At 71.0% G+C, this 24,877-nt stretch carries 21 protein-coding genes and 1 tRNA gene; 13 read left to right on the forward strand and 9 right to left on the reverse strand.

What is annotated here, in order from left to right; genetic code table 11:
* Positions 1-4: 4 nt before the first annotated feature.
* From ACZ31C_RS10180 to ACZ31C_RS10210, 7 genes are all read right to left on the reverse strand, one after another.
* Positions 5-1,477 carry a serine/threonine-protein kinase gene (locus tag ACZ31C_RS10180; protein WP_465794925.1) on the reverse strand — a complete coding sequence of 491 codons (1,473 nt, stop codon included), beginning with the start codon at positions 1,475-1,477 and terminating at the stop codon, positions 5-7.
* 31 nt (positions 1,478-1,508) lie between these two features.
* Positions 1,509-1,952 (reverse strand): hypothetical protein, encoded by a 444-nt coding sequence (locus ACZ31C_RS10185; RefSeq protein WP_465794926.1) that lies wholly within the window; start codon positions 1,950-1,952, stop codon positions 1,509-1,511.
* 143 nt (positions 1,953-2,095) lie between these two features.
* Entirely contained in the window at positions 2,096-5,713 is a 3,618-nt protein-coding gene (locus ACZ31C_RS10190; RefSeq protein ID WP_465794927.1) for an adenylate/guanylate cyclase domain-containing protein, read from the reverse strand.
* A complete protein-coding gene (locus ACZ31C_RS10195; RefSeq protein ID WP_465794928.1) occupies positions 5,710-6,534 on the reverse strand; it encodes an MBL fold metallo-hydrolase in 825 nt (274 codons plus the stop codon). The genes ACZ31C_RS10190 and ACZ31C_RS10195 overlap by 4 nt, the downstream gene beginning before the upstream one ends.
* A gap of 117 nt (positions 6,535-6,651) precedes the next feature.
* The gene (locus ACZ31C_RS10200; protein ID WP_449949917.1) at positions 6,652-7,113 is read right to left on the reverse strand and encodes a RidA family protein; all 462 of its coding nucleotides are present in this window, start codon (positions 7,111-7,113) and stop codon (positions 6,652-6,654) included.
* A 4-nt stretch (positions 7,114-7,117) separates the two neighbouring features.
* Positions 7,118-7,273, reverse strand: a complete 156-nt coding sequence (locus ACZ31C_RS10205; protein WP_013736319.1) for a DUF4177 domain-containing protein — start codon at positions 7,271-7,273, stop codon at positions 7,118-7,120.
* Positions 7,274-7,335: 62 nt separating this feature from the next.
* Positions 7,336-7,812: a hypothetical protein gene (locus ACZ31C_RS10210; RefSeq protein ID WP_396751500.1), complete on the reverse strand. Its 477-nt coding sequence runs from the start codon at positions 7,810-7,812 to the stop codon at positions 7,336-7,338.
* Positions 7,813-8,138: 326 nt separating this feature from the next.
* Between ACZ31C_RS10210 and ACZ31C_RS10215 the strand changes: the two genes are divergently transcribed.
* The 3 genes from ACZ31C_RS10215 to bagB are packed head-to-tail and all read left to right on the forward strand — an operon-like array spanning position 8,139 to position 10,941.
* Positions 8,139-8,732 carry an Rv0361 family membrane protein gene (locus tag ACZ31C_RS10215; RefSeq protein ID WP_396751498.1) on the forward strand — a complete coding sequence of 198 codons (594 nt, stop codon included), beginning with the start codon at positions 8,139-8,141 and terminating at the stop codon, positions 8,730-8,732.
* Positions 8,733-8,758: 26 nt separating this feature from the next.
* Entirely contained in the window at positions 8,759-9,736 is a 978-nt protein-coding gene (gene bagA, locus ACZ31C_RS10220; RefSeq protein ID WP_465794929.1) for an ATPase BagA, read from the forward strand.
* A 53-nt stretch (positions 9,737-9,789) separates the two neighbouring features.
* Entirely contained in the window at positions 9,790-10,941 is a 1,152-nt protein-coding gene (gene bagB, locus ACZ31C_RS10225) for an ATPase BagB (protein WP_465794930.1), read from the forward strand.
* A 9-nt stretch (positions 10,942-10,950) separates the two neighbouring features.
* On the opposite strand, the gene ACZ31C_RS10230 is transcribed toward bagB, so the two are convergent.
* Positions 10,951-11,265 carry a WhiB family transcriptional regulator gene (locus tag ACZ31C_RS10230; protein WP_350698672.1) on the reverse strand — a complete coding sequence of 105 codons (315 nt, stop codon included), beginning with the start codon at positions 11,263-11,265 and terminating at the stop codon, positions 10,951-10,953.
* Between the two features lie 403 nt (positions 11,266-11,668).
* Here ACZ31C_RS10230 and ACZ31C_RS10235 point away from each other — a divergent pair, with 403 nt between their 5' ends.
* A complete protein-coding gene (locus ACZ31C_RS10235; protein ID WP_465794931.1) occupies positions 11,669-14,125 on the forward strand; it encodes a penicillin-binding protein in 2,457 nt (818 codons plus the stop codon).
* A gap of 114 nt (positions 14,126-14,239) precedes the next feature.
* On the opposite strand, the gene ACZ31C_RS10240 is transcribed toward ACZ31C_RS10235, so the two are convergent.
* Positions 14,240-14,695 carry a GatB/YqeY domain-containing protein gene (locus ACZ31C_RS10240; RefSeq protein ID WP_465794932.1) on the reverse strand — a complete coding sequence of 152 codons (456 nt, stop codon included), beginning with the start codon at positions 14,693-14,695 and terminating at the stop codon, positions 14,240-14,242.
* 25 nt (positions 14,696-14,720) lie between these two features.
* On the opposite strand from ACZ31C_RS10240, the gene ACZ31C_RS10245 reads away from it, so the two are divergent.
* The 9 genes from ACZ31C_RS10245 (at position 14,721) to ACZ31C_RS10285 (ending at position 24,876) form a co-directional block, all read left to right on the forward strand.
* Positions 14,721-15,614, forward strand: coding sequence for a metallophosphoesterase (locus ACZ31C_RS10245; RefSeq protein ID WP_449949938.1), 894 nt, complete (start codon positions 14,721-14,723; stop codon positions 15,612-15,614).
* Positions 15,615-15,680: 66 nt separating this feature from the next.
* A tRNA-Pro gene (locus ACZ31C_RS10250) sits at positions 15,681-15,754 on the forward strand.
* Positions 15,755-16,267: 513 nt separating this feature from the next.
* Positions 16,268-17,254, forward strand: a complete 987-nt coding sequence (locus ACZ31C_RS10255) for an Inducer of phenazine A (protein ID WP_465794933.1) — start codon at positions 16,268-16,270, stop codon at positions 17,252-17,254.
* A 302-nt stretch (positions 17,255-17,556) separates the two neighbouring features.
* Positions 17,557-19,716 carry an iron-containing redox enzyme family protein gene (locus tag ACZ31C_RS10260; protein WP_465794934.1) on the forward strand — a complete coding sequence of 720 codons (2,160 nt, stop codon included), beginning with the start codon at positions 17,557-17,559 and terminating at the stop codon, positions 19,714-19,716.
* Between the two features lie 39 nt (positions 19,717-19,755).
* The gene (locus ACZ31C_RS10265; protein WP_465794935.1) at positions 19,756-21,591 is read left to right on the forward strand and encodes a carbamoyltransferase family protein; all 1,836 of its coding nucleotides are present in this window, start codon (positions 19,756-19,758) and stop codon (positions 21,589-21,591) included.
* Positions 21,592-21,622: 31 nt separating this feature from the next.
* Entirely contained in the window at positions 21,623-21,763 is a 141-nt protein-coding gene (locus ACZ31C_RS10270) for a hypothetical protein (RefSeq protein ID WP_161594902.1), read from the forward strand.
* A 36-nt stretch (positions 21,764-21,799) separates the two neighbouring features.
* The gene (locus ACZ31C_RS10275; RefSeq protein WP_465794936.1) at positions 21,800-22,447 is read left to right on the forward strand and encodes a LysE family translocator; all 648 of its coding nucleotides are present in this window, start codon (positions 21,800-21,802) and stop codon (positions 22,445-22,447) included.
* 130 nt (positions 22,448-22,577) lie between these two features.
* Positions 22,578-23,813 (forward strand): ATP-grasp domain-containing protein, encoded by a 1,236-nt coding sequence (locus tag ACZ31C_RS10280; protein WP_465794937.1) that lies wholly within the window; start codon positions 22,578-22,580, stop codon positions 23,811-23,813.
* Positions 23,814-23,820: 7 nt separating this feature from the next.
* Complete coding sequence (locus tag ACZ31C_RS10285; RefSeq protein WP_465794938.1) at positions 23,821-24,876, forward strand: helix-turn-helix transcriptional regulator; 1,056 nt, start codon at positions 23,821-23,823, stop codon at positions 24,874-24,876.
* The last annotated feature ends 1 nt before the right edge of the window (position 24,877 follow it).

Genomic DNA, 24,877 nt, shown 5'->3' on the forward strand with positions numbered 1-24,877 from the left:
TCGCTCAGCCGCCGCCGGTGAGGGTGGGGGACGCCAGCCCGTCCAGACCTCGCCCGGCCAGGCAGCGGTAGGTGGTGTCGGTCTGCGCGTCGGCCGGCGGCAGCACCTCCAGATTCCACCCGGTGGGCTTGTCGATGCCGCTGACCAGGCGGAACGTCTCCGTGTTGCAGATCTTGCGAACGGCCGGATCCGCCACGATCTCGTCGTGGTCGGCGTCGAGCAGCGTGCGGGGCAACTCCCCCTCGGCGTAGCTCTCCCAGGTGTGCCGGATGTCGCAGGGCACCTGGCTGGCCTCGGCCCGCTGGGCGCGTACCTGCACCGGGCCGAAACACTCCAGCTCCTCCGCGCACCGGGCGCCCTCCGGCAGCGCCTCGGGCAGAGCGGCGCAGCCCGGACGGTGCACACCGGTGGTGATCGGCCGGGTCGGACCGGTGGGCTGACCTGACGAGAGCCCTCCGGCGGCCCAGGCGCCCACACCCGCCGAGGCGGCCAGCGCGATCACGCCGGTGGCGCCCAGGAACCAGCGCCGTCCCCGGCTGCGCTCGGTAGAGGTGCCGGTGGCCCCGGCGTCGGGTGGCGTACCCGGGCCCCGGAAGCCGCCGTGGTGTCCGCCGCCGAGCAGGCCGATCGGCGGGCTCGGCGGGCCGGCACCCTCCAGTTGCAGGCCGACCAGCATGTCGTGCAACTGCACGACGGAGGGGCGGTCCGCCGGATCGTTGGCCATCCCGGCGCGGAGCACGTCGACCAGCTCCTCCGGGATGCCGGGGATGCCGGGGATCGGCTGGTGGAACATCTCCAGCACGGTGACCAGGCTCGGGTTGCGTTCGGTCTGCCAGCGTGGCGGCCGGCCGTGCATCACCGCGTAGAGCGTGGCGCAGAGCGCGTAGACGTCCACCGCCGGTGAGGGCGGGCTGTGGCTGAACATCTCCGGCGGCGCGTACGCCGGGGTGAGCACCTCCAGGGCGACCGTGGCGTCGCGCATCTCGGCGACCACGGCCAGCCCGAAGTCGGCCAGCACCGCAGTGTTGAAGTGCGAATAGAGGATGTTGGCCGGCTTGACGTCGCGGTGCAGCACCCCGGCCGCGTGCGAGTGGGCGAGCGCGTCAGCGATCTTGATGCCAAGGTCCCGCGCCTCGGCGGCGCCCAACGGCGAGGTACGCATCCGTTCGGCGTACGACCCGTCGCAGAGCTCCATGATCAGGTAGGGGTGCTGATCGATGGTGACCCCCACGTCGAACAGGTCGACCACGTGCGGGTGCGACGACATCCGACCGGCCGCCCGCGCCTCGCGCAGGAAGCGGGCCTGGTCCCGGTCGCTGGCGAGAGTGCGGTTCTCGACCTTGACCGCGACCTCGCGGTCCACCGAGATCTGGGTGGCCCGGTAGACGGTCGCGTAGCCTCCCCGGGCAAAGACCTGCAAATCAGTCAGACCAGGCACGATGGGCGTCGGCAGGGCGCCGGGCGGGGTGTCGGTCACGGTTCCGAAAATACCCAACTGGACCGGCGGCTCAGTGAACCGCATCGGCGGGCGACCGCTCCGGCGAGGTTTCCGCACTGCGCCGGGAGTCCCACCGGAGGCCGGCGGCGGTGGCCAGAGCGCCCACGCCCTCCCAGGCCGCCACGCCGAAGAACCGGCCGGGCGCCACGTCGGCCAGCACCGCGAGGGTGAACACGGTGAACGTGACCAACCGGAACACCACGGTGAAGCGGTAGAACGCCCGCCACTCGGTGGCGGTGGCGAGCAGGTAGTAGACCCCCATGTTGAACGAGGCCATCGACGAGGCGGTCACGAACACGCCCGTGTAGTCGCCGGGCGCCCGGGTGGCCGGGATCTCGAAGCCGAGCATGCCGAGCATCGCCTCCGGCCAGAGCAGCCCGACCGCGCCCATCACCAGCGCCAACACGCCGAACACCGCGATCGTCCAGCCGGCGACCGAGCGCGGCAGCCTCATCTGAGCCCTCCCCTTGACGGCACGACCGCCCATGTTGACCGCCGCGTGCACCGTGCACGGTAGCGGTCGACCCGGACAGACGACATCACCGGAACCGACAGAACCGGCCGGACCGCACCATGTCGACAGGCCGGCGGCGCGGCTCAGCGCGCGTCGCGCAGCCGGGTGTACAGCGCCTCGGCGTCGGCGCGCTCGCTGCGCTGCTCGGTGGCGTACGACAGCCGGACCGCCTCCTCGGCACTGGTCAACGCCTCCGCCGACCGGTCGCAGGCGGCCAGCGCCTCGGCGCGTACCCGGGCGGCGACCACCTGGCTGCGGACGTCCTCGGCCGGTGTGGCCGCCGCCCGCCGGGCCCAGTCCAACGCCTGCTCACACTGCCCGTGTGCGAGCAGTGCCGAGGCGTAACGGGCCATCGACTGCCGACGGGAGAACAGTAGCGACGGCGAGGTGGCGGCGGCGGTGGCCACCGGGGCGAGCAGTCCGACCGCGGTGCCGGAGTCGCCGGCCGCCAGCCGGGCCGTCGCCAGCAGCACCCGGGGCCCCACCTGTGCGGGCGCCTGCGGGTTGTGCGGCTCCACACTGGTCAGCACCGTCCGCGCGTACCGCTCGGCGCCGTCCACGTCGCCCATGTCCAGCGCCACGAAGCCGCGCAGCGTGCCGGCCATACCGGTGAGCAGCGGATGAGCCGTCCGGCCGGCGTACTCCAGCGCGTCGGTGAGCAGGTCGGCGGCGTGTTCCGGCTCGCCCAGGCCACGCGCCACCACACCCCGGACGACCAGCGCGAAACCCTGCCCCCACTCGTCGGAGGCGGCGGCGAACTCGCGGTACGCCCGCCGGGCCTCCCGGTCCGCGTCCAGCAGCTCGCCCAGCTCCGCGTTGGCGTACGCGTCGACCGCCCGCAGCGTGCCCACCGCCCACGCCTCGCCGACCCGCTCCCCGAAGGGCAGGAAGATCCGGGCCAGCCGACGCGCCTCGCTCAGCCGACCCGCGAGCAGCCGGGCGAAGGCGGTGGTGCCCCGCAGCCACGCCCGCCCGTACGGGTCCTTGAGCTCGGCGAAGAGTCGGGCGGCCCGGCCGAGCACCGCGTCCGTACCCGCGAAGTCGCCCCGGGTGGTGGTCACCCAGGCCAGGTTCTGCAACGACCACGCCTGACCTCGACGGTCCTGCACCGCCAGGCTGACCTGGTAGGCGGCGGCCAATCGGCTGCTCGCCTCGCCGAGTCGGCCGGCCAGGAAGTCGGCCATGCCCAGCCGACGCATCGCCGACGCCCGCAGGCTCGGCAGGTCCGCGTCGGAGGCCACCTGCAACGCCTCCCGCCAGCAGGTCTCGGCCCGCCGCAGGTCACCCATCGCCTGCTGGGCCTGCCCAGCGAGCAGCAGCGCGCTGACCCGGGTGGTCGCCTGGTCCCCGGCGTTGGCGGCGATCTTCTCGGCCGACGCCAGCGCGTCGGCCACCCGGCCGACCTGGAGCAGCGCCCGCGCGTGCACCACCCGGTCGGAAGCCGGTACGCCGTCCACGCGGGCCAGTTCGGCGGCGCGCTCGGCGTACTCGACGGCGAGGGCCGGCTCGCCCTCGTGCAGGGCGCGTCGGGTGGCCCGGCCGAGCGCGGCGACGCCCAGCGGGGCGACCGCCCGGGCCGGCGCGTCCGGACGCAACGTGACCGCGTCGGCCAACGCGGTGGCCCGCTCGACGTGCTGCGCCACGAAGTCGTCCCGAACCGCCTCGGTGAAGCCGCTCGGACCGGCCGTGGTGCCGGTCGCGACCAGGTCGGGGCCGCCCAGGCCGCTGCTGACGCTGGCCGCCGGGCTCGCCCACCGGGCCAGCGCGGCGTGCCGCTCGGCCAGCTCCGCCTTGCTGATCCCGGCGTACGCGGCCTCCCGCATCAGCGGGGTGGCGAAGGCGTACCCGGTGCGGGTGCGGTGCAGCATGCGGCGTTGCAGCAGCTCCTCCACGGCCCGGTCCAGTTCCAGCGCGGCCACCGCGGCCGGTCGGCCGTCGCGTCCGGCCCGCTGCTCGCGCAGCGCCTGCAACGCACCGTCGGGCACCGTGTCCCCGACCACCGCGGCGTCCCGCAGCACCGAACGGGCCTCGGCGGGCAGCGCGTCGATCCGGGCCGCGAGCACGGCCGCGAGGTCGCGGGAGAGCAGCCGACTGCCGAGCGAGCCGGGCGCCAGCCGCCAGTCGTTGCGCGCCCCGGCGGTCAGCGCGCCGCGCTCCATCAGCAGGGTGACCAGCTCGGCCAGATAGAACGGGTTGCCCTGGGCGGTGGCGAGCAGCCGGTCGGCGTCGGCCTGCGTCAGTCGCCCGCCACCGAGGTAGCTGGTGAGCAGGCGGGACGCGTCGGCGCCGCGCAGCGGCGGCAACGGCTGCACCTCGGCGTCCGCGACCCGGGCCAGGGTGCCCGCGGTACGCACCAGCTCGGGCCGCCCGAGCAGCAGCACCAGGACCGGCCCGTCGAGCCGGGACAGGGTGACCTCCAGCGCGCCGATGGTCTCCGCGGTGGCGTCGTGCAGGTCGTCGACCACCACCATCAGCGGCGCCTCCTCGGCGAGCGCGCTGAGCAGGTCGGCCACCGCGTTGGGCACCGCCTCGGCGTCGGGTGGCGGTTGGGTGCCGGTCCACTCGCTCTGGTCGGTGTGAGCGGCGGCGGGCAGTTCGGCGTACCCGAGCAGGGCCAGCAACTGGTCGACGGCGACCGGGGCGGGCGCGGTGCGGGAGCGGCTGAGGCGCTGCCCGAGTCGGCGCAGCCGCTCCTCGACGGCGGCCCGGGTGACTGCGGTGGCCGTGTCGTTGGGCAGGCCGGCGGCGGCGCGTACCAGGTCGGCCAGGGGTGCCAGCCGACGGCGCTCACCGAACGCGGCGCAGCGTACCGAGAGGACCCGGGCGCCGGTGTGCGCCGCGTACCGTCCGGCGCCGACGTCGTAGCCGGCGGCCAGGCGCTCCACCTCGGCGGCGAACCGGGACTTGCCGATGCCCGCCTCGGCGGTCATCAGCAGCACCCGGGTCTCGCCCCGGTCGATCACCTCGGCCAGCCGACCGGCGACCCGGCCGATCTCGGTCTCCCGGCCCACGAAGGGCGCCTCGTCGCCGAGGCCGGAGCGGGTGCCCGGCGCGTCCAGCAGGCCGAGCAGCTCGTACGCCTCGACCGGCTCGCGCTTGCCCTTGAGGCGCAACGGTCGCAGCGCCCGCCAACTGGCGACGTGCCGGGTGGCCGCCGCGGTCCGCGCCCCGGCGTAGACCGCGCCGACGGCGGCGGCGTCGGCCAGCCGCGCGGCGGTGTTCACGGTGTCGCCGATGACGGTGTACTCGATGGCGGCCTGGATGCCGGCGATCACGTCACCGGTGTTCAGCCCGACGCGCAGCCCCAGCGGCGCACCGCCGCCGCGCTCGTCGTCGAGCACCCGACGGACCGCCCGCTGCATGGACAGGGCGGCCCGGACGGCGCGTTCGGCGTCGTCCTCGTGCGCGACCGGGGCGCCGAAGACCGCCATGATCCCGTCACCGGTGAGCTTGTCGACGTGCCCGCCGAACGTCTTCACCGCACCGGCCAGGGCGGCCAGCACCCGGTCGGTAACCGCGCCGACGCGTTCCGGGTCGAGGTCCTCGGACCACGAGGTGAAGTCGGAGAGGTCGCCGAAGAGCACGGTGACCACCCGACGCTCGGTGGCGGGCAGGGTGGCGGCGGCCGGCAGCGCCGCGCCGCAGTTGTGGCAGAACCGGGCGCCGGGCACCGCGACGGTTCCGCACACCGGGCAGGTCACGGTCGGTCCAACCTCGCGGCGTCACCTTCGGATTCCCGGCCCAGGTATTCGAGTTGGGCGCGCACGGACCACTCCGCCGCCCACCACAGCGACCGGTCCACGTCGGCGTACACCACGGCGACCACCTCGGCCGGGGTCCGCGCCCCGCCGTCGCACGCCGCTCGGACCTGGTCCAGCCGGGCCCGCCGGTGGGCCAGGTAGAAGTCGGCGGCGGCACCGCAGTCGGCCAGTGCCGGCCCGTGGCCCGGCAACGCCGGAATCCCCCGGTACGTCGCGAGCAGTTCCAGGCTGGCCAGGTAGTCACCGAGGTGGCCGTCCGGGTGGGCGACCACGGTGGTGCCCCGTCCCAGGATGGTGTCGCCGGTCAGCACCACCTGCCGCCCACCGTGCGCGACCAGGAAACAGACCGAGTCGGCGGTGTGCCCGGGGGTGGGTACGAGCCGGATGTCCAGCCCGTGCCCGTCCACGTCACCAGCGGCGTCGAGCGCCGCTCCGCCGATGCTGTGCGCCGGGTCGGCGGCGCGTACCGGTGCCCCGCCGAGCAGGTCACGCAGGCGCGGCGAGCCCTCGGTGTGGTCCGGATGCCCGTGGGTGATCAGCACCAGGCCGACCGGTCCCCACTCCGCTATCGCGGCCAGGTGCGCTTCGTCGGCCGGTCCCGGATCGACCACCACCCCGAACTCCGCGCCCGGTGCGCGCAGCAGCCAGGTGTTGGTGCCGTCCAGCGTCATCGGCCCCGGGTTGGGTGCCCGCAGCAGCGTCACCCATTCCGGCAGCTCGCTGGCGAGGGCGGTCACCGCCCCCGTCACATGCCCTCCCATGGCTGCGATCGTACGACCCCGGGGACGCACCTCCGCGATCTTGCGGTTCCGCTCCCCGATTCGCCCTCGTTAGGGGCCTTCGTCCGGGCGGAACCGCAAGATCACGGTGACGTCGGGTCAGGCGACCTCGACGATGACCTCGACCTCGACCGGCGCGTCGAGCGGCAACTCGGCCACGCCGACGGCCGACCGGGCGTGCCGACCGGCCTCGCCGAACACCGCGCCGAACAGGTCGGACGCGCCGTTGATGACACCGGGCTGACCGGTGAAGCCGGGCGCGCTCGCCACGAAACCGGTCAACTTGACGATCTTGACGACGTTCTCCAGGCCGACCAGCGCGTCGATCGCGGCGAGCGCGTTGAGGGCGCACCGCTCGGCGAGCTGCTTGGCCTGGTCGGCGGAGACACCGGCGCCGACCTTGCCGGTGGCCAGCAGCTTGCCCTCGGCCATCGGGAGCTGCCCGGAGACGTACACGTGCTGGCCGGACTGCACCGCCGGGACGTAGCTCGCCACCGGCGGCACCACCTCCGGCAGCTCCAGCCCGAGTTCCGCCAACTTTGCGTGCGGTCCGTTGCTCACGGCCTCACGCCTTCGGGCGCTTGAGGTAGGCGACGAGCTGCTCCGGGTTCGGCCCGGGTACGACGGAGACCAGTTCCCAGCCGTCCTCACCCCAGTTGTCGAGGATCTGCTTGGTCGCGTGGACCAGCAGCGGGACCGTGGCGTATTCCCACTTCTGCATCGGTGGAGAGCTCCCTCGGTGGCATGGACACTTCGGGGCACAGCCTACGGTCCGCCGGCCGGTCAGGACGCGGGACGCTGCTCCGAGGTCGGCCACTGCTCTGCGGCGGGACGCTGCTCGGGGGCGATCGACACGTCCCCGCAGAGGCCCTTGTGGTCGTACGGCTGGGGGCACCGGCTGCGGTCGGGCAGCAGCAGGTCGCAGAAGACCTGGTGCCGGTTGTTCTGGTCGTCGGCGGTCGACACCTCGGTCTCCCCCGCGTCCAGTTCGGGCAGGAAGTTCAGCGAGGTCGCCACCCGGGCGGCCAACGCGGTCGCCGCGGCCAGGTCGGCCACCCGGACGGGCAGGTGGATGACGTAGCCGGGAACCTCGTCGTCCCGCCCGCCGGCCGGCTCGACCATCCCGACCGGGTCGGCGGTACGCCGGTACGACCGCTCGTTGACCGGAAGCCGGCCGGAGGATTCGCCGCCGGCCGTCCGGCTGCCCCGCCGGCCCCCGGCGGAGAACTGGGCTCGGGGGGTGTTGTCGATGTCGCGCATGCACTGCCTCCGGGCGTCGTACCTGGTCACGGCGCCGCCGGCCGGTCCGGCACCGCTGCGGCCAGCCCAGTCAGGGCGTGCCGGAGCGACGGTAGGGCCGCCGTGGCGGTCCCATCAACAGGACGCGCACGCCCATCGGCCTTTCGTCACATTTGCGACACCTCACCAGCAGGAAACTGATCGCGCCGCCCGCACAGGTGACACCGGGACCCCCGCACCCCACCGATGGACCGCTACCCTTCCCGTCTGGACGGGCGCCCGGCCCGGCCGCCCCATCCCACGCCCGTCGCCGTCGCGCGGCGGTGCGCCGCACCCGGGGGTACGCGATGACCCAGCCACCCGCTGGCGGCCCGACCGGCCCCACCGACCCGCTGCCGGCCGGCCCACCGGTCGCCCCCTCCTCGCCGGCCGGTCCGGGACCGGCTGCGGCGTCGCCCGGCGGTTATCCGCCGTACCCGCCGCCGACCGCGCCGTCCCGCAGACGGGGCGGTGCCCTGGTGGCCTCGATCGCCCTGGCCGTGGTGCTGCTGCTCTGTGCCGGCGGCGGTGTGGTGGCGTTCCTGACCGTGCGCAACGCCGAGTCCGGCGAGGGCGCCCAGGATCCGTCGGTCGCGGTCGACGACTTCCTCACGGCGGTCTACCAGGAGCGGGACGCGGCCAAGGCGGCCCGGCTGGTCTGCACCGGCGCACGCGACCAGGACAAGATCCGGGCGAAGGTCGCCGAGGTCGAGGAGTACGTGGCGGCGCACCAGACCCCCCGATTCCGCTGGGACACCCCGAAGGTGGACAACGAGACCGGGGACCGGGCCACCGTCACCACCACCGTGACGGTGACCACCGCCGACGAGAAGATCGCCGACCAGGACCTGCGCTTCACGGTGATCCGGAAGAGCGGCTGGTGGGTCTGCGAGGTCGCCTGAGTCGACCGGCTGGATAGGCTCGGCCGGTGGGAGCAGCGCAGCGCCCGGCCGACCGGGCCGGTACGGAGTGGCCCGCCCGCCTGCACGTGGTGACCGGCAAGGGCGGCACGGGCAAGACCAGCGTGGCCGCCGCCCTGGCCCTGGCCCTGGCCGCCGATGGGCGGCGCACGCTGCTGGTCGAGGTGGAGGGGCGTCAGGGCATCGCCCAGCTCTTCGGCACCGACCCGCTGCCGTACGCGGAGCGGCACCTGGCCGACGCGGCGGACGGCGGCGAGGTGTGGGCACTCGCGGTGGACGCCGAGGAGGCGCTGCTGGAGTACCTGGACATGTTCTACAAGCTGGGCGCCGCCGGGCGGGCGCTACGCAAGCTCGGCGCGATCGACTTCGCCACGACCATCGCTCCCGGCCTGCGCGACGTGCTGCTCACCGGCAAGGTCAAGGAGGCCACCACCCGCCGGGTCGAGCAACGGCGGGTGTACGACGCGGTGGTGCTGGACGCCCCGCCGACCGGCCGGATCGCCCGCTTCCTGAACGTGACCGCGGAGACCGCCCGGCTGGCCAAGGTCGGCCCGATCAAGACCCAGAGCGAAGGGGTCTCGGTGCTGCTGCGATCGCCGATGACCGCGGTGCACGTGGTGACGCTGTTGGAGGAGATGCCGGTCCAGGAGACCGTCGACGCCATCGCCGAGCTGACCTCGCTCGGGTTCGGGGTGGGCCGGGTGATCGTCAACGGAACCCGGCCGCCGCTGCCGACGGGACGCATGGTCACCGAGGCGGAGCTTGCGCGGGGGCTGCGCGCCGCCGGGTTGCCCGCCGACCGGCGGACCCTCGCCGGGCTGCGCGACGAGGCACGGGACCAGGCCGTCCGCCGGGAGCTGGAGGACTCGCTCCGCGCCGACCTGGCGGAACTGGACGTGCCCCGGGTGGAGCTGCCGCTGCTGCCCGACGGGGTGGACCGCGCCGGCCTGGACGTGCTCGCCGCCGCCCTGGTGCGGGGCGATTGACTCACACCTGACCTCGGCCCGCCGCGCGGACCGGGTCGGGCCGATACGCTCGATTGGTGCCTTCCGACAACGCCGCGCCGCCGCTGGACGTCGACCGGATCCTGGCCGATCCCGGCGTACGGATCGTGGTCTGCTGCGGTGCGGGCGGGGTGGGTAAGACGACCACAGCCGCCGCGCTCGCGCTCCGTTCGGCCGAGCGACACGGTCGCCGTACGGTGGTGCTCACCATCGACCCGGCTCGGCGACTGGCACAGTCGCTCGGCCTGACCGAGCTGGACAACACGCCCCGACAGGTCAAGGGGATCGACGTCGAGGACAGCGGCGGCGAGTTGCACGCCATGATGCTCGACATGAAGCGCACCTTCGACGACGTGGTGCTCGCGCACACCGACCCGACGAAGGCGTCCGAGATCTTCGCCAACCCCTTCTACCAGGCGATGAGTTCCACCTTCGCCGGTACGCAGGAGTACATGGCGATGGAGAAGCTGGGTCAGTTGCACGCACGCGGCGACTGGGACCTGATCGTGGTGGACACTCCGCCGTCGCGGTCGGCGCTGGACTTCCTGGACGCGCCGGCACGGCTGTCCCGGTTCCTCGACGGGCGGATGCTGCGGCTCCTGCTGGCCCCGGCACGGACCGGCGGGCGCAGCATGTTCAGCCTGGTCACCGCCTCGTTCGGGATGTTCTCCCGGGTGGTCCAGAAGATCCTCGGCGCGCAGTTGCTGACGGACCTGTCCGGCTTCGTGGCCGCGCTCGACTCGATGTTCGGCGGGTTCCGGCAGCGGGCGGAGCAGACGTACCGCATCCTCCAGGCGAGTGAGACGGCATTCCTGCTGGTCGCGGCCCCGGAACCGGACGCGGTCCGGGAGGCCGCCTACTTCGCCGGGCGGCTGCGGGAGGAGAACATGCCGCTGGCCGGTCTGGTGCTCAACCGGGTGCACCGTCCGGCCGACACCGGGTTGGACGCGTCGGCCAGCCGGGCCGCCGCCGACCGGCTGGCCTTGACCGGGGGCCACGAGGGCGTCGTCGAGGTGTTGCGCGCCCACGCGGCCCTGGCCGAGCAGGCGGTACGCGAGCAGCGGGTGGCGGCGCGGTTCACCGAGGCGTTCCCGCAGGTGCCGGCCGTGTCGGTGACGGCACAGCCCGCCGACGTGCACGACGTCGACGGGCTGCGGACGATCGGGGCGGCGATCGGCCGCTCCTGACCGCGCCGGTCAGGTGGTGGCGAGAATCTTGTCCTTGCCGGCCTTGTCCTTGGCGTTCTTCTTCATCGCCGCCTCGAACATCTTGCGCCAGCTCGTCACCTGCGGGTGCCGGCGCAGCAACGCCCGACGTTCGCGTTCGGTCATGCCACCCCAGACACCGAACTCGATCCGGTTGTCCAACGCGTCGGCCAGGCACTCGTAGCGGACTGGGCAACTCCGGCAGATCCGTTTGGCCACGTTCTGTTCGGCGCCCTGTACGAACAACGCGTCCGGGTCCCCGTTCTGACACGCCGCCAACGACGGCCAGTCAGTGATCATGCCCATCTGTACTCGTCCCCCCTTGCAGTACTACCGACGCCGTCGCGGGCCAGCCGGCAATTCCCCCCGGTCATCCGGCACGCCTTACCCCAAGGCGGCACAGACGACATGTGGCGCTGTCGCCGCAACCATCATGCTCTGTAGTCACCCGATTACGCAACGTTGTCGGCCAAATCCATCATTCCGGACACTCCCGACCTCTCGGGCTCGGGACCCCCGCTTACCCCGCCGGAGTCCGCGAAAACGCTGCGCGGCACCCGGTAGGCGGAGGAAACTCGGCACGGATCACAGGCAACCAGATCGCCGGTGCCACGCGTCTAGCACAACGAGGACGGCGCGCGCAGGAAATGGGGAAAGATGCCCAAGCGCCCCTCGTTACCTGTTCGCGTACCCTGTCGAGGTGACCTGGATGCGGAAGCGTGACCACAACATCCTGACCAACGCCGCATCGCTGCTCATCTGTGGGTTGTTGGCCGGCGTAGTGGTCGCCGCAGCGGCATTTCCCGCAGTGGCGATGTCTGGCCTGGCCGCCAAGGCCGGCGCGGAGACCTTCGGCGCACTGCCGAAGGAACTGACGGTGTCCCGCGCCCCCCAGATCAGCTACCTGCTGGCGTCCGACAAGAAGACACCGCTGGCCACGATGTACGACGAGAACCGGCGCGACATCACGTTCGCCGACATCGGCGAGAACATGCGCAACGCGATCATCGCGGCCGAGGACCACGACTTCTACAACCACAACGGAGTCGACCTCAACGGCGTCGCCCGTGCCTTCGTCAACAACAGCGCCGCCGGCAACGACCGGCAGGGCGCCTCGACCCTGACCATGCAGTACGTCCGGATGGGCATCGCGTACTCGGCGACGCACCCGGCCGACGTGGTCGCCGCGACGGAGGACACCAGCGCCCGCAAGCTGCGCGAGATGAACTACGCGTTGCAGATCGAGAAGACGCTCAGCAAGGACGAGATCCTGACGAGCTACCTCAACCTCGCCGCGTTCGGCAACGGCGCGTACGGCGTCTACGCCGCCAGCCAGGTCTACTTCAACAAGCCGCCGAAGGACCTGACGGTCGACGAGGCCGCCATGCTGGCCGGCCTGGTGAAGGCGCCGACCTCGTTCGACCCGACCACCAAGAGCGGTTACCCGCAGGCGGTCGCCCGGCGCGACTACGTGATCGACAACATGGTCAAGACCGGCGCCGTCAGCCAGGAGGACGCCGACAAGGCCAAGGCCGTCAAGCTGGTGGTCAAGGGCAAGCGGGCGCCGAACGGCTGCGTCGCCACCAAGAAGAACGCCTGGGGCTTCTTCTGCGACTACTTCTACCGCTGGTGGATGTCGCAGGAGACGTTCGGCTCGACCACGTACGACCGGGAGCGGCTCCTCAAGAGCGGCGGCTACACGATCGTCACCACGCTCGACACGCAGGCCCAGGACGGCGCCGACAAGGCGGTCCGCAAGGCCAAGTCGGTGAAGTCCAAGGAAGCCGCGATGATCGCGGTGGTCGAGCCCGGCACCGGCCGGGTCCGGGCCCTCTCGGTGAACCGCAACTTCAAGCTGGACAACCCGAACAAGCCGAAGAACCTGCCGCACAGCGATCCCAAGCAGCGCGAGAACGGCAAGCGCGGTAACTACCCGAACACGGTCAACCCGCTGTTGACCGGCGGTGACGGGATCACCGGCTACCAGGCCGGCTCGGTCTTCAAGATCTACACGATCGTGGCCGCGTTGGAGAAGGGCATCCCGCTCAGCTACACCATCAACGCGCCGCAGCAGTTCAAGTCGGAGTACATCATCAGCCCCAGCAGTCCGGCCGCCTGCCCTGGCACGCACTTCTACTGCCCGACCAACTCCAACCTGCAGCCCGGCGGCGTGAAGGACATGTGGAGCGCCTTCTCCGCCTCGACCAACACGTACTTCGTCCCGCTGCAACAGCAGGTGGGCGCGGCGAACGTGGTGGACGTGGCCAAGCGCCTGGGTATCGAGTTCCGGGAGCGTGAGGACGCGGACCTCGCGCGCACCAAGGAGTCGGCGAACCAGTGGGGCGCCTTCACCCTGGGCGTCTCGCAGGTCACCCCGCTGGAGTTGGCGAACTCCTACGCCACGCTGGCCGCCGACGGCAAGTACTGCGAGCCGACCCCGGTGCAGGAGATCCGCGATCTGGACGGCAACAAGCTGGACGTGGCGAACCCGCGCTGCGAGAAGCGGATCAGCACGGACGTGGCCAGGGCGGCCGTGGACGCGGCCCGCTGCCCGGTCGGCGACAGTTCCCCCACGACCAAGTGCGGTGGAAGTCGGACGGCGGCCGAGGGGCGGGGCATCGTCGGTAAGCCGATCGCTGGGAAGTCCGGCACCACCGACTCCGAGAAGACCGCCTCCCTGGTCGCGATGACCAAGCAGTACGCGGTCGCCGGCATCCTGGCCGACCCGGACTGGCCGCAGACGAACGTCAAGATGAGGCACAAGACGGCGGACGGCATCAACCCGCCGGTCTATGAGGCGTTGAAAGCCGCGATGGACGGCAAGAAGGGGATCAACTTCGATCCACCCGGCAAGAAGATCTCCGAGGGTGATCAGCGCAGCATCCCAGGTGTGAAGTGCACCTCCGTCGACCAGGCCAGGTCACGCATCTCCGGCGCCGGGTTCCAGCCGGTGGTCTCGAGTAACCGGGTCACCTCGGAATGCCCGGCCGGCACCGCCGCCGGCACCAGCCCCGAGGGCCGCACCATCAAGAACGGCATCGTGACGATCCTGGTCAGCTCCGGTGGTGGTGGCGGCAACAACGACGCCGGCAACGGCAACGGCAACGGCGGACCGGGCGGACCGCCGAGCAACCCGGGTCGGCCCCCGGACCGACCGGGCGGCTGACCGCCGGTCGAACCGAACCGCACGTGAACGGGCGGGCACCCCTGGAGAGGGATGCCCGCCCGTTCTGTCTGGTCGGCGTGGTCGGCGGCCCGGCGCGTACCCGTCGGTGCAGGGTCAGAGGCCGAGCTGTCGGCGTACCTCGGCGGCGACCCGACCACCCTCGGCCTGGCCGGCCACCACAGCCTGGGCCGCCTTCATGGCCGGTCCCATCTGCGCCTTGCCGGTGAACCCGCCCGCGGCGAGCGCCCCCGTGACCAGCTCGGTCAGCTCGGCGTCGGAGAGCTGCTTCGGCAGGTAACGCTCCAGCACCTCGCCCTCGGCGGTCTCCTTGGCGGCCTGCTCGGCGCGACCCGCGTCGGCGAAGGCGGTGGCGGCCTCGCGGCGCTTCTTCGCCTCCTTGGTCAACACACCCAGCACCTCGTCGTCGCTGAGCTCACGCTTGGCCTTGCCGGAGACCTCGGCCGTGCCGACGGCGGCCAGGGCCATCCGCAGGGTGGAGGTGGTCAGCTCGTCGCGGGCCTTGAGGGCGGCGCGCATGTCGGCGGTGAGGCGGTCCTTCAGCGTGCTCATGGTCGCCCAAACTACCCTGATCGGCATGCGAAAGCGCACACTATTCCGGCTCGCGACCGCCACCGTCGCGACGGGCGCCGCCGCCCTGGCGTACGCGTCCCTCGTCGAGCGCAACATGTTCACCCTCCGGCGCTTCGACGTCCCGGTGCTACCGACCGGCACCGAGCCGCTGCGCGTCCTGCACCTCTCCGACCTGCACATGACCCCCAACCAGGTACGCAAGCAGAACTGGGTGGCCTCGCTGGCCGCCCTCGACCCCGACCTGGTCGTGGTCACCGGTGACAACATGGCCCACCCGGGGGCGGTGCCGGGCGTCCTGCGGGCGCTGCAGCCGCTGCTCGACTACCCGGGCGCCTTCGTCTTCGGCTCCAACGACTACACCGGCCCGGTGCTGAAGAACCCGTTCAGCTACTTCCTGCCCGACCGGGAGTACACCGAGGGCGTCGAGCTGCCCTACGAGGAACTGCGTGACGTCTTCACCGGGGCCGGCTGGACCGACCTGAACAATCGACGGGTCACGCTCAAGGCCGGCGGCCGGGCGATCGACATGGCCGGTGTGGACGACCCGCACATCGAACGCGACGACTACCCCTCCGTGTCCGGCCCGGTCTCCGCCTCGGCCGATCTCTCCATCGCCCTGACCCACTCCCCCGAACCGGCGCTGCTCGACGAGATGGCCGCCGACGGCTTCGGGTTGCTGCTCGCCGGTCACACCCACGGCGGCCAGGTGTGCGTACCGGGAGTGGGCGCGCTGGTGACCAACTGCGGGCTGCCCCGGTCAATGGCCAAGGGCCTGCACCGCTGGCCCGGCTCCGATTCCTGGCTGCACGTCTCCGCCGGCCTCGGCACCCACCCGACCGCCCCGGTCCGGTTCGCCTGCCCGCCCGAGGCCAGCTTGCTCACCCTGATCCCCCGCTGAACTCCCGCCCCGGGGGTACCGAGTTTGACCCCCGGGGCGGGTGGGCTAGTATTTGTCCGCACGCCTCGGGGTGTGGCGCAGCTTGGTAGCGCGCTTCGTTCGGGACGAAGAGGTCGTCGGTTCGAATCCGGCCACCCCGACAGATGTGAGGCCCTGACCGGCATTATCGCCGGTCAGGGCCTCACTCTTGTGCGCAGCGGGTCCGGTGCGTGCCGTCGCCCGCCGGCCCGCCGGCCCGCCGGCCGGATAGTGGCGCACGTCATTCGGCCGAACGGTCCGGGCGTCGCCGGAGCCACGTCGACCGCGCGTCCCATCCCCCGAGAACGGTGATGGTGCACTACAGTCCGAGGACACCCGAAAGGCCGCCTGACCTCACTCGACACGGCCGCCAGCACAATCGGGGCACCTCGTTTCGAACACAAATACCTACGCGCAAAGTCGCTGAGATCAGTTCAATGTTTGCTGGTTCGGGAATCCTCCACTCAACCCAGGATAAACCAGACAGGCGATAATTCCCGCGGTCGACCCTTTTTCCTCCACCACTGTGCGTGTTACCGTACTCACGCAACAACGGCCGTAGATGGGTTGGGGGCCCCGGCTGAAAATTCTCAATGGGGGGAACAGTGCGTTGTCCAAGCTCGGCGCGCTCCGAGTTGACCCCGCAGATGCTTGTTTACGATGATTTCGACCAACGCGGCCAGGCACGCTGGATGTCCTATGTGATGCATTTTCACCGCGTGGACTACCGCTCCCCGGTCATCAATACGGATCGTCTCGGTTTTCGCCTTTCGCACGGAGCGGACGACCATGCGTCGGCGGGCGGGAAGCCGGCCGACGGTCCGATCCGGCTGGTGGCCGGCAGTTCCATGGCGATGGGCATCGGAGCCACCTGCGATCAGGCGACACTCGCCTCGCGACTGTGGACCACCCACGCACCGGCGCTGCCCTGGTTGAACTTCGCGGGCCGCAGCCATTCCTCCGCCCAGGAGCTGCTGCTCTTCCTCTTCTATCGGCACCTGCTGCCGCCGGTGGAGGAGATCGTTATCGTGTCCGGGCTCAACAACCTGGCCCTGGCCCGCCTGCCCGCCGCTCAGCGCGGCGACGACGGCGCGTTCTTCAACTGTGGCGACTTCTTCGGCCAGATGGACAAGCTCAAGTCCCAGTACCGGACGCATCCCTTCGGCTCCGGCGTCTCGCCGACCGGCGGCGACGAACCGGTTCGCACGCTGGAGGTCCGCATCGCGGACGCGGCTGCGCTGACCGTGCGGCATCTGGAGTCGTGGCAGCAGCTCGCGGCCGCCACCGACACCAGGATCACGTTCGTGCTCCAGCCGCTGGCCACCTGGGTACGCGAGACGGCCGCACCGCAGGAGAAGCGGCTCTTCGACGAGCTGGACAAGATCTCGAACTTCTGGGAACTGTTCGGTGACATCGCCACCAGGGATTCGGTCCGCAGATATGCGGAGCTGCTGCAACTGGGTTGCGAAAAGATCGGCGTCAGGTTCCTGGACATCAATCCGCTCCTCGCGACCAGCGTCAAGGACGACAGCTGGCTGTTTGTCAACCGAGCCCACATGACCGACCACGGGTTAGACCTGGTGGCCCGACTGTTGGCCGAGCAGTTGAATTTCTCGTCCTAGGGCCGACACCGGCCCGTCTCAGGTGAGGGCAGAAGAATGAACGTGGTACGCAGAATTCTTAACAAGATCTTCGGCCGCAAGAAGAAGCCGAAGAACGACGCCTCGATCTACCCGATGTTCTAGCTTCCCGAGACGACGACACCTTCCCCGTCGCGACAAGTGGCATGTTTGTCGCGCGGACCCTCCGTGCCGTCAAGATTCCGTCCGAACATTTGATTACCACATTGTTTCGGGATAGCAGACACGGATAGAGCCAGGAGCTGGCAGTGTCAACGAAAGAAGTCGTTCCGTCGGGTCGGCATGTGGGCCGACCGCTTGATCAGCAGACCCGGTCCCGTGAGTTGTTCGTCATCGCGGTCGACCCCGAGACCTCCTTTCCGGGCGACCCGTTCGTCGCGCGGCTGCGGTCGGAGATCGGCGACACCGCCGACCGTGAGTCGCTGCCGGCAGCACTGGACGGGCTGCGGGACGAGGCGGTGCGCTGGTCGACCGCCGAGTCCCGCCGGTTCGAGGAGTTGGTCTCCTCGGCCACGGCTCCGCCGGCCACGGAGTCCCTGGTCCGTCGCACCGCGCTCGCGGCCGCACCACTCGCGCTGCGGTCCGGGGCCTGGTTGCAGTGGCAGAGTGCGCCGGGAAACGCGGACGACGCGACGACGTTGCGCATCCTGACCCTGTACGCCTCCGACGTCGGTGTCGGACGGCCGCAGGACTCGCGCGGCAGCGTGTACCTGGCCCTGCTCCGTCACCTGCACCTGTCCGAGCACGCCGTGCCGGTGGCCCGGCTGGTGCACGACCCCCGGGTGGCCGACCACCACTTCTGTCTGCCCGCGACCCTGCTGGCCATGAGCCGGAGACCGGCCGAGTTCCGCCCCGAGATCATCGGCGCCGACCTGTGTCTGCGTACGGTCGGACTGCTGCCCGCTCTGCGGCTGGTGCGTCAGGCGCATCCGCAGCTCGTGGACTGGAGCGCGATCGATCCGTCCGCTGCCCGGGACGGTGAGACGCGGACCGGGCTGGAGCTGTGCCTGGACGTCGTCGAGCACGGTTTCGACGACGCGGAGCTGGCCCGGGTGACCGACGGTTTCCGGTGGGCGTTCACCGTGCTGAGGCGGTGGAGCACGAGTCTTCTCACCGAGTTGGAGGAGGCCCTCGACCCGGCGTACGAGATGGCCGAGTTGCTCCGCCACCGGGCGCGGGAGGGCGCCGTCTACCACCGGGACTTCACCGTGGCGGACCGGCCGCTGTCGAGCTGGTTGGAGGAGGCTCGGACGGATCCGCGCGGGTTGCTGGCCGAGCTGGCCGCCAGCCGCCTGGTCAAACCGGGCCGCTCCGCGCAGAGTCCGCTGGTCAACGGCCTCGTCGGGGAACGGGGCCCGATGTTCCGGGTGTTCTCCCCGGCCGACCTGGTCGTCATCCGCCGCTGGATCGACTCGCTCCCCACCGGGCAGCCGACGCGGGCTCGCCTCGGGCCGGTCCACGAGGAGCGGACGGTCTCCCCGGAACTGCTGGCCTCGGTCACGGTCGGCGCGGTCGCGGGCGGTCCGGTCACGGGCGACCGGGAGCCGGCTGACGTCCGGGAGGCGTACCACCTGCTCCAGCAGCGGACGGACACCCCGGCCGTGCGCCGGTTCGCGGTCGACTACGTGCGGGGCTGGCTGGCGCGGTCCCGACACAACATGGCGACGGACCCGCAGCGGCTGCCCGACGTGTGGGGCCGGGAGGGCCTGCGCCCCTGGCTCGTCGAGCAGCACGACCGGCAGGGGCGTGACTTCGAGGAGTCGGCCGACGCGCCGATGCCGACGCGGGAGGATCTCGTCGACTCTACCGTGCAGTTGGCCCCGTTGACGTTGATCGACGGCGCCTGGCTCCAGGGGTTCACCGACTACGAACACGCGGCGTCGGAGCAGGGCTACTTCCTGTTCGAGACCTACTGGGACGAGCTCGGCAACGGCGTGCCACGGATGAACCACCCGTTGATCTATCGGGAGGTGCTCGCCGAGATGGACGTCCAGGTGCCACCGACGGCGTCGCGGGAGTTCGCCGAGTGGGACGGGTTCCGGGACGGGTCCTTCGAGCTTCCGGTGTACTGGCTCAGCATCGGGCGCTTCCCGCGTACGTTCATGCCGGAGATCCTCGGGCTGAACCTGGCCATGGAGCTGTCCGGCGTCGGCGGGACGTACCGCCGGGCCCGCCAGGCGCTGAAGAGCTACGGCTTCTCCACGAAGTTCGTGGACATCCACAACACGATTGACAACGTCGCCACCGGGCACTCCGCCTGGGCCGCCGACGCCGTGGACACCTATCTCGCCTCGCTGCCGGTGTCCCACGGCGCGCAGGCGATCACCGAGGTCTGGGACCGGGTACGCACCGGGTTCCGCTCGCTCAACCCACCGACCGGCCTGCTGGCACGACGGGCGTTTCGCCGCGCCCGCAAGGCCAGCAGGTCACTCGCCGCCATCTGACCGTCCACCCACCCACACCCACGATCGAGGGGAACGCCAGTGGGAAAGCTGGTTCTGGGGTTGTCCGCCTACTACCACGACAGCGCGGCGGTGCTGGTGCGGGACGGCACGCCCATCGCGGCCGCCCAGGAGGAGCGGTTCACCCGCAAGCGCCACGACCCGTCCTTCCCGGCCGAGGCCGTCAGGTACTGCCTGGCCGAGGGCGGCGTCACGCTGAGCGACGTGGACGCCGTCGCCTACTACGAGGACCCGGAGCTGAAGTTCGGCCGGGTGCTGACGAGCTTCGCCGGCTCGGCACCGTTCTCGCTGGAGGCGTTCACCAGGGTCCTGCCCGAGTGGATGTCCTGGAAGCGCGACACCATCGGCGAGGTACGCCGGTCGTTGGCGGCGCTCGGGTCGGCCGAGGTCCCGGAGATCAGCGTACGACGGCACCACGAGTCCCACGCGGCCTCCGCGTTCCTGCCCAGCCCGTACGAGTCGGCGGCGGTGCTCTGCATCGACGGCGTCGGCGAGTGGGCGACCACCACGCTGTGGCACGGGCAGGGCCGCGAGCTGCGCCAGGTGGCGGAGATCCGGTACCCGCACTCGTTGGGCATGCTCTACTCGGCCTTCACCTACTTCTGCGGATTCAAGGTCGACTCCGGCGAGTACAAGCTCATGGGGCTGGCCCCGTACGGTGTGCCGCGCTACGCGGACGTGATCCGGCAGCACCTGATCGACGTCAAGGACGACGGTTCGTTCCGGCTGAACATGCGCAACTTCGAGTTCCTGCGCGGTCGCGTGATGACCGGCCGTGGGTTCGAGCGGTTGTTCGGTGGCCCCCGGCGCGAGCCGGAGAGCCCGCTGACCGAGCGCGAGTTCGACTTGGCCGCCTCGGTGCAGTTGGTGACCGAGGAGGTGGTGACCCGGCTGGCGCGGACCGCCCGCGAGCTGACCGGGGAGACCAACCTGTGTCTGGCCGGCGGCGTGGCGTTGAACTGCGTGGCCAACGGCAAGGTCGTCCGGGAGCGGCTCTTCGACTCGGTGTGGGTGCAGCCGGCCGCCGGTGACGCCGGGGGCGCGTTGGGTGCCGCCCTGATGGTCGCGACGGAGTCGGGCGCGCCCCGCGCACACCTCGCCGAGGGCGGCGACGGGATGTCCTCCGCCCTGCTCGGTCCCGCGTTCGACGACGAGGAGATCGCCCGTTTCCTGGACGACCTCGGTGTGCCGTACACCCGGTTGGCCGAGGACGCCATCGCCAAACACGTGGCGGAGGAGTTGGCCACCGGCAAGATCGTCGGTTGGTTCCAGGGTCGGATGGAGTTCGGGCCCCGGGCTCTGGGCGCCAGGTCGATCATCGGTGACCCGCGTGACGTCGACATGCAGTCGACCATGAACTTGAAGATCAAGTTCCGGGAGTCGTTCCGACCGTTCGCGCCCTCGGTCCTGGCCGAGGACGTCGAGGAGTACTTCGACCTGGCCCAGGAGAGCCCGTACATGCTGATCGTGGCGCCGGTCGCCGGGCGGCAACGCCGGGAGGTGTCGGAGTCGGCGACGGCCACCGGGCTGGACCGGCTCAAGGTGCACCGGTCGACGATTCCGGCGGTGACCCACGTGGACCATTCGGCGCGGGTGCAGACGGTGACGGCCCGGTCCAATCCGGCCTATCACCGGCTGTTGACCTCGTTCAAGCAGATCACCGGCTGCCCGGTGTTGGTGAACACCTCGTTCAACGTCCGGGGTGAGCCGATCGTGGCCACTCCGCACGACGCCTACCAGTGCTTCATGCGCACCAACATCGACCTGCTCGCGATGGGCAACTTCCTCCTGCACAAGGCCGACCAGCCCGCATGGCGGGAGCAGGGCGACTGGCGCGACGAGATCGCCCTGGACTGACCGACCGCTTCCGCACCGACGAGGGTTGATCATGAAACTTCTGTGGATCCTGGCCTATCTTCTGATATTCGTTCCGGTTGGTATATTCTTCCGGGTGTTTCGCGATCCGCTGCGCAGAAAGCTGCAGCCGGAGCTGAGCACCTACTGGGATTTCCACGAACGGCCGCTGTGATTTCGGCTGCCCATTATCCGAAGCAGGAGAAAAGACGTGATCGACGTCAACGCAGGGCTGGGCATCGCCGCCGTCGCCCTGGCAATGGTGCTCACCCCCGGGCCGAACATGATCTATCTGGTGTCCCGGTCGATCACCCAGGGCCGCCCGGCCGGCCTGGTCTCCCTGCTCGGGGTCGCCGTCGGATTCTTCGTCTACCTGCTTGCCGCGGTGACCGGCGTCTCGGCGGTGTTCGCGCTGGTGCCCGCGCTCTACACGACGATCAAGATCGCGGGTGCGTGCTACCTGCTGTGGCTGGCGTGGAACGCCCTCAAGCCCGGTGGCCAGTCCGCCTTCGCGCCCAAGGACCTGCCCGTCGACGGGCCCCGGAAGCTGTTCACGATGGGCCTGATGACCAATCTGCTCAACCCCAAGATCGCAGTGCTGTACGTGTCGCTCCTCCCGCAGTTCGTCGACCCGGCCAAGGGCGACATCGCGGCGCAGAGCCTTTCCCTGGGGCTGATCCAGATCACGGTGGCACTGACCGTCAACTGCCTCATCGTGCTCACCGCGGGTGCGGTCGCCGCCTTCCTCTCCCGGAAGCCGGCCTGGCTGCGGGCACAGCGCTACATGATGGGCACCGTTCTGATCGGTCTCGCGGCGAGCATGGCATTCGACCGGACGGAGGCATCGGTACCGCAATAGTCGATTCCGGCAACGTCGGGCAATTACTGCGTGCCGCCGAGCGACTTCCTGACTACGTGTTCGGTGGCGACCTCGAACTCGCCGCCTATTCGAATCATGGGATCGACGGAAAGGCGAGGAGCACGCCCCGATGAAGCCACACATTCTGATCATTCACCGTTGGCGCGATCACTATGCGGGGTACGCGGAATACCTCGATCACGACCTGCACCACGTCACGTACGTCTGCACCGAACTGGCCACGGCCGCCGTACCCGCGTCGGCTGCGGCCGTGGCGCTCGTCGCCGCCACCGACCGCCTGGACCTGGTGAGCGCCGCCGCCGACGGACTGATCGCGCGATTCGGCGTCCCCGAGCGGATCGTCGCCCTCAACGAGGGCGACCTGGACACGGCGGCCGAGCTGCGGGCCCGCCTGGCGGTGGCCGGTGACCGGCCCGACCGACTGGCCCGGTTCCGCGACAAGCTGGTGATGGCGCAGACCGTCGTGCGCGGCGGCGTCGCCGTCCCGACGTTCGCCGACGCACCGGACACGCAGGCCGTCGTGCGGTTCGCGGACTCCCACGGCTGGCCGCTGATCGTCAAACCCCGTCGGGGCACGGCCAGCCGTGACGTGCTGCGGCTGAACTCGGTCGACGACCTGGCCGCGCTCGACCGGTTGCCGCCCGAACCCCGGATGGTGCAGACCTTCTGCCCGGACCAGGTCTTCCACATCGACGGCCTGTGGACCGGCACCGAGCTTGGTCCCTGGCGGGCCTCGCGTTACGTCAACACCTGCATGGAGTTCGCCGCCGGAGACGTGCTCGGTTCGGTGGAGGTGGACGACGCCGACCTGCTCGGTCCGCTCGGTGGGTTCCTCGCCGACGCCTGCGCCGCCTTCGGTGACGCACCGTGGGTGTTCCACATGGAGGCGTTCGTCGGCACCGAGGCCGACGGCACCGTCCGGATCAACTTCCTGGAAGCGGGCTCCCGGGTGGGTGGCGCCGAGATCCCGTTCGTCTGGCGCGAGGTGCACGGCGTCGACCTGATGGAAGCGGCGATCCACATCCAGCTCGGCCGCAGCCCGATCGTGCGGCAGATCAGCGACCAGCGGGTCGGCGGTTGGCTGCTGGTGCCGACGCCGGTGCCCGCGCCCTGCCGGATCACCGTCGCGGAACTCGACCTGCCGGTGTCCGAGTGGCCCTACGCCCGGGTGATCCCGGCCGTCGGCACCGAGATCCCCAAGGCCGGCGGCTACGAGCACGTCGGCGCACGGTTCCGGTTCTCCGGCGCGGCCACCGACGACGTGGAGAAGGCCATCCGGCGTACGGCGGGCCAGCTCTGGTTGGAGTGCGTGCCCAGCCGGTCGGACCTGCCGCCGGCACGCTGACGCCACGATGAGCACCTCCGTGTCCTGCGTCCACCAGCAGCGTGGCCCGCTCAGCAGCGCCGAGTCCGCCGCGTACGAACACGCGGTGCTGGGGAGTCGGCTCCACGCCGACCGCCCGCCGCCGGAGATCGGCATCAGCCGGGGCGAGTGGGCACACGCCTGCGAGAACCTGGTCCGGCGTCGCCTGCTCTCCCGCGCCGAGGACGGTGGCCTGACCGCAGTGCATCCCGACGTCGCGTTGAGCATCCTCAACGCGCCGCTCACCGACGAGATCCGCCAGCGGGAACAGGCGATGGCCGCCAACAGCCGGGTGCTCCAGTCGATCGGCCGGCGGCTGGCCGAGTACGGCCGGCAGCACGACGGCGTACGGGTCGTCCAGGGCGAGAAGGCGATTCGCGACGAGATCGACTCGGCGATCCTGCGCTGCGCCACCGAGATCCTCTCGCTGCGTCCGGGAGGTCCCCGGTCGACGGACCAGTTCAGCGCCTCCGAGGCGTCGGTGACCTCGATCTTCGTACGTGGGCTGCGGTGCCAGTTCGTGTACCACCACACCGCCCGCGCGAATCCGGGCCTCGCGGCCCGGGCCAAGGCGGTCGCGGCGTACGGCGGGGGCATCCGCACCACGGCGGCGAGTTTCGAACGTCTGATCATCTTCGACCGCCGGGTGGCCTTCGTGCCCGTCGACGCACCGGGGACGGCGGATCACGCTGCCGCCGTGATCTCCGACGACGTGGTGGTGGAGTACCTGCACCGCACGTTCACGCACCTCTGGGCCAACGCGATCCCGCTCGAACTCGCCGAGGACCAGATGGACGAGGTGTCGCTCGGCACCCGGATGGCCATCCTCCGGCTGATGGCCGCCGGGCTCAAGGACGAGGCCATCGCCAACCGGCTGGGCATGGCGCTGCGCACCTGCCGACGGCACATCTCCTCGATCCTCAAGGGCCTCAACGTGTCGAGCCGCTTCCAGGCCGGCATCAGGATCGCCCAGCTCGGGATCCTCGCCGACGAGGTGGCGGACTCCGACCAGTCCGGCCGGACCGACGTCAGTCCGCTCTGGTGAC

It is taken from the genome of Micromonospora sp. NPDC023869, assembly GCF_055559695.1.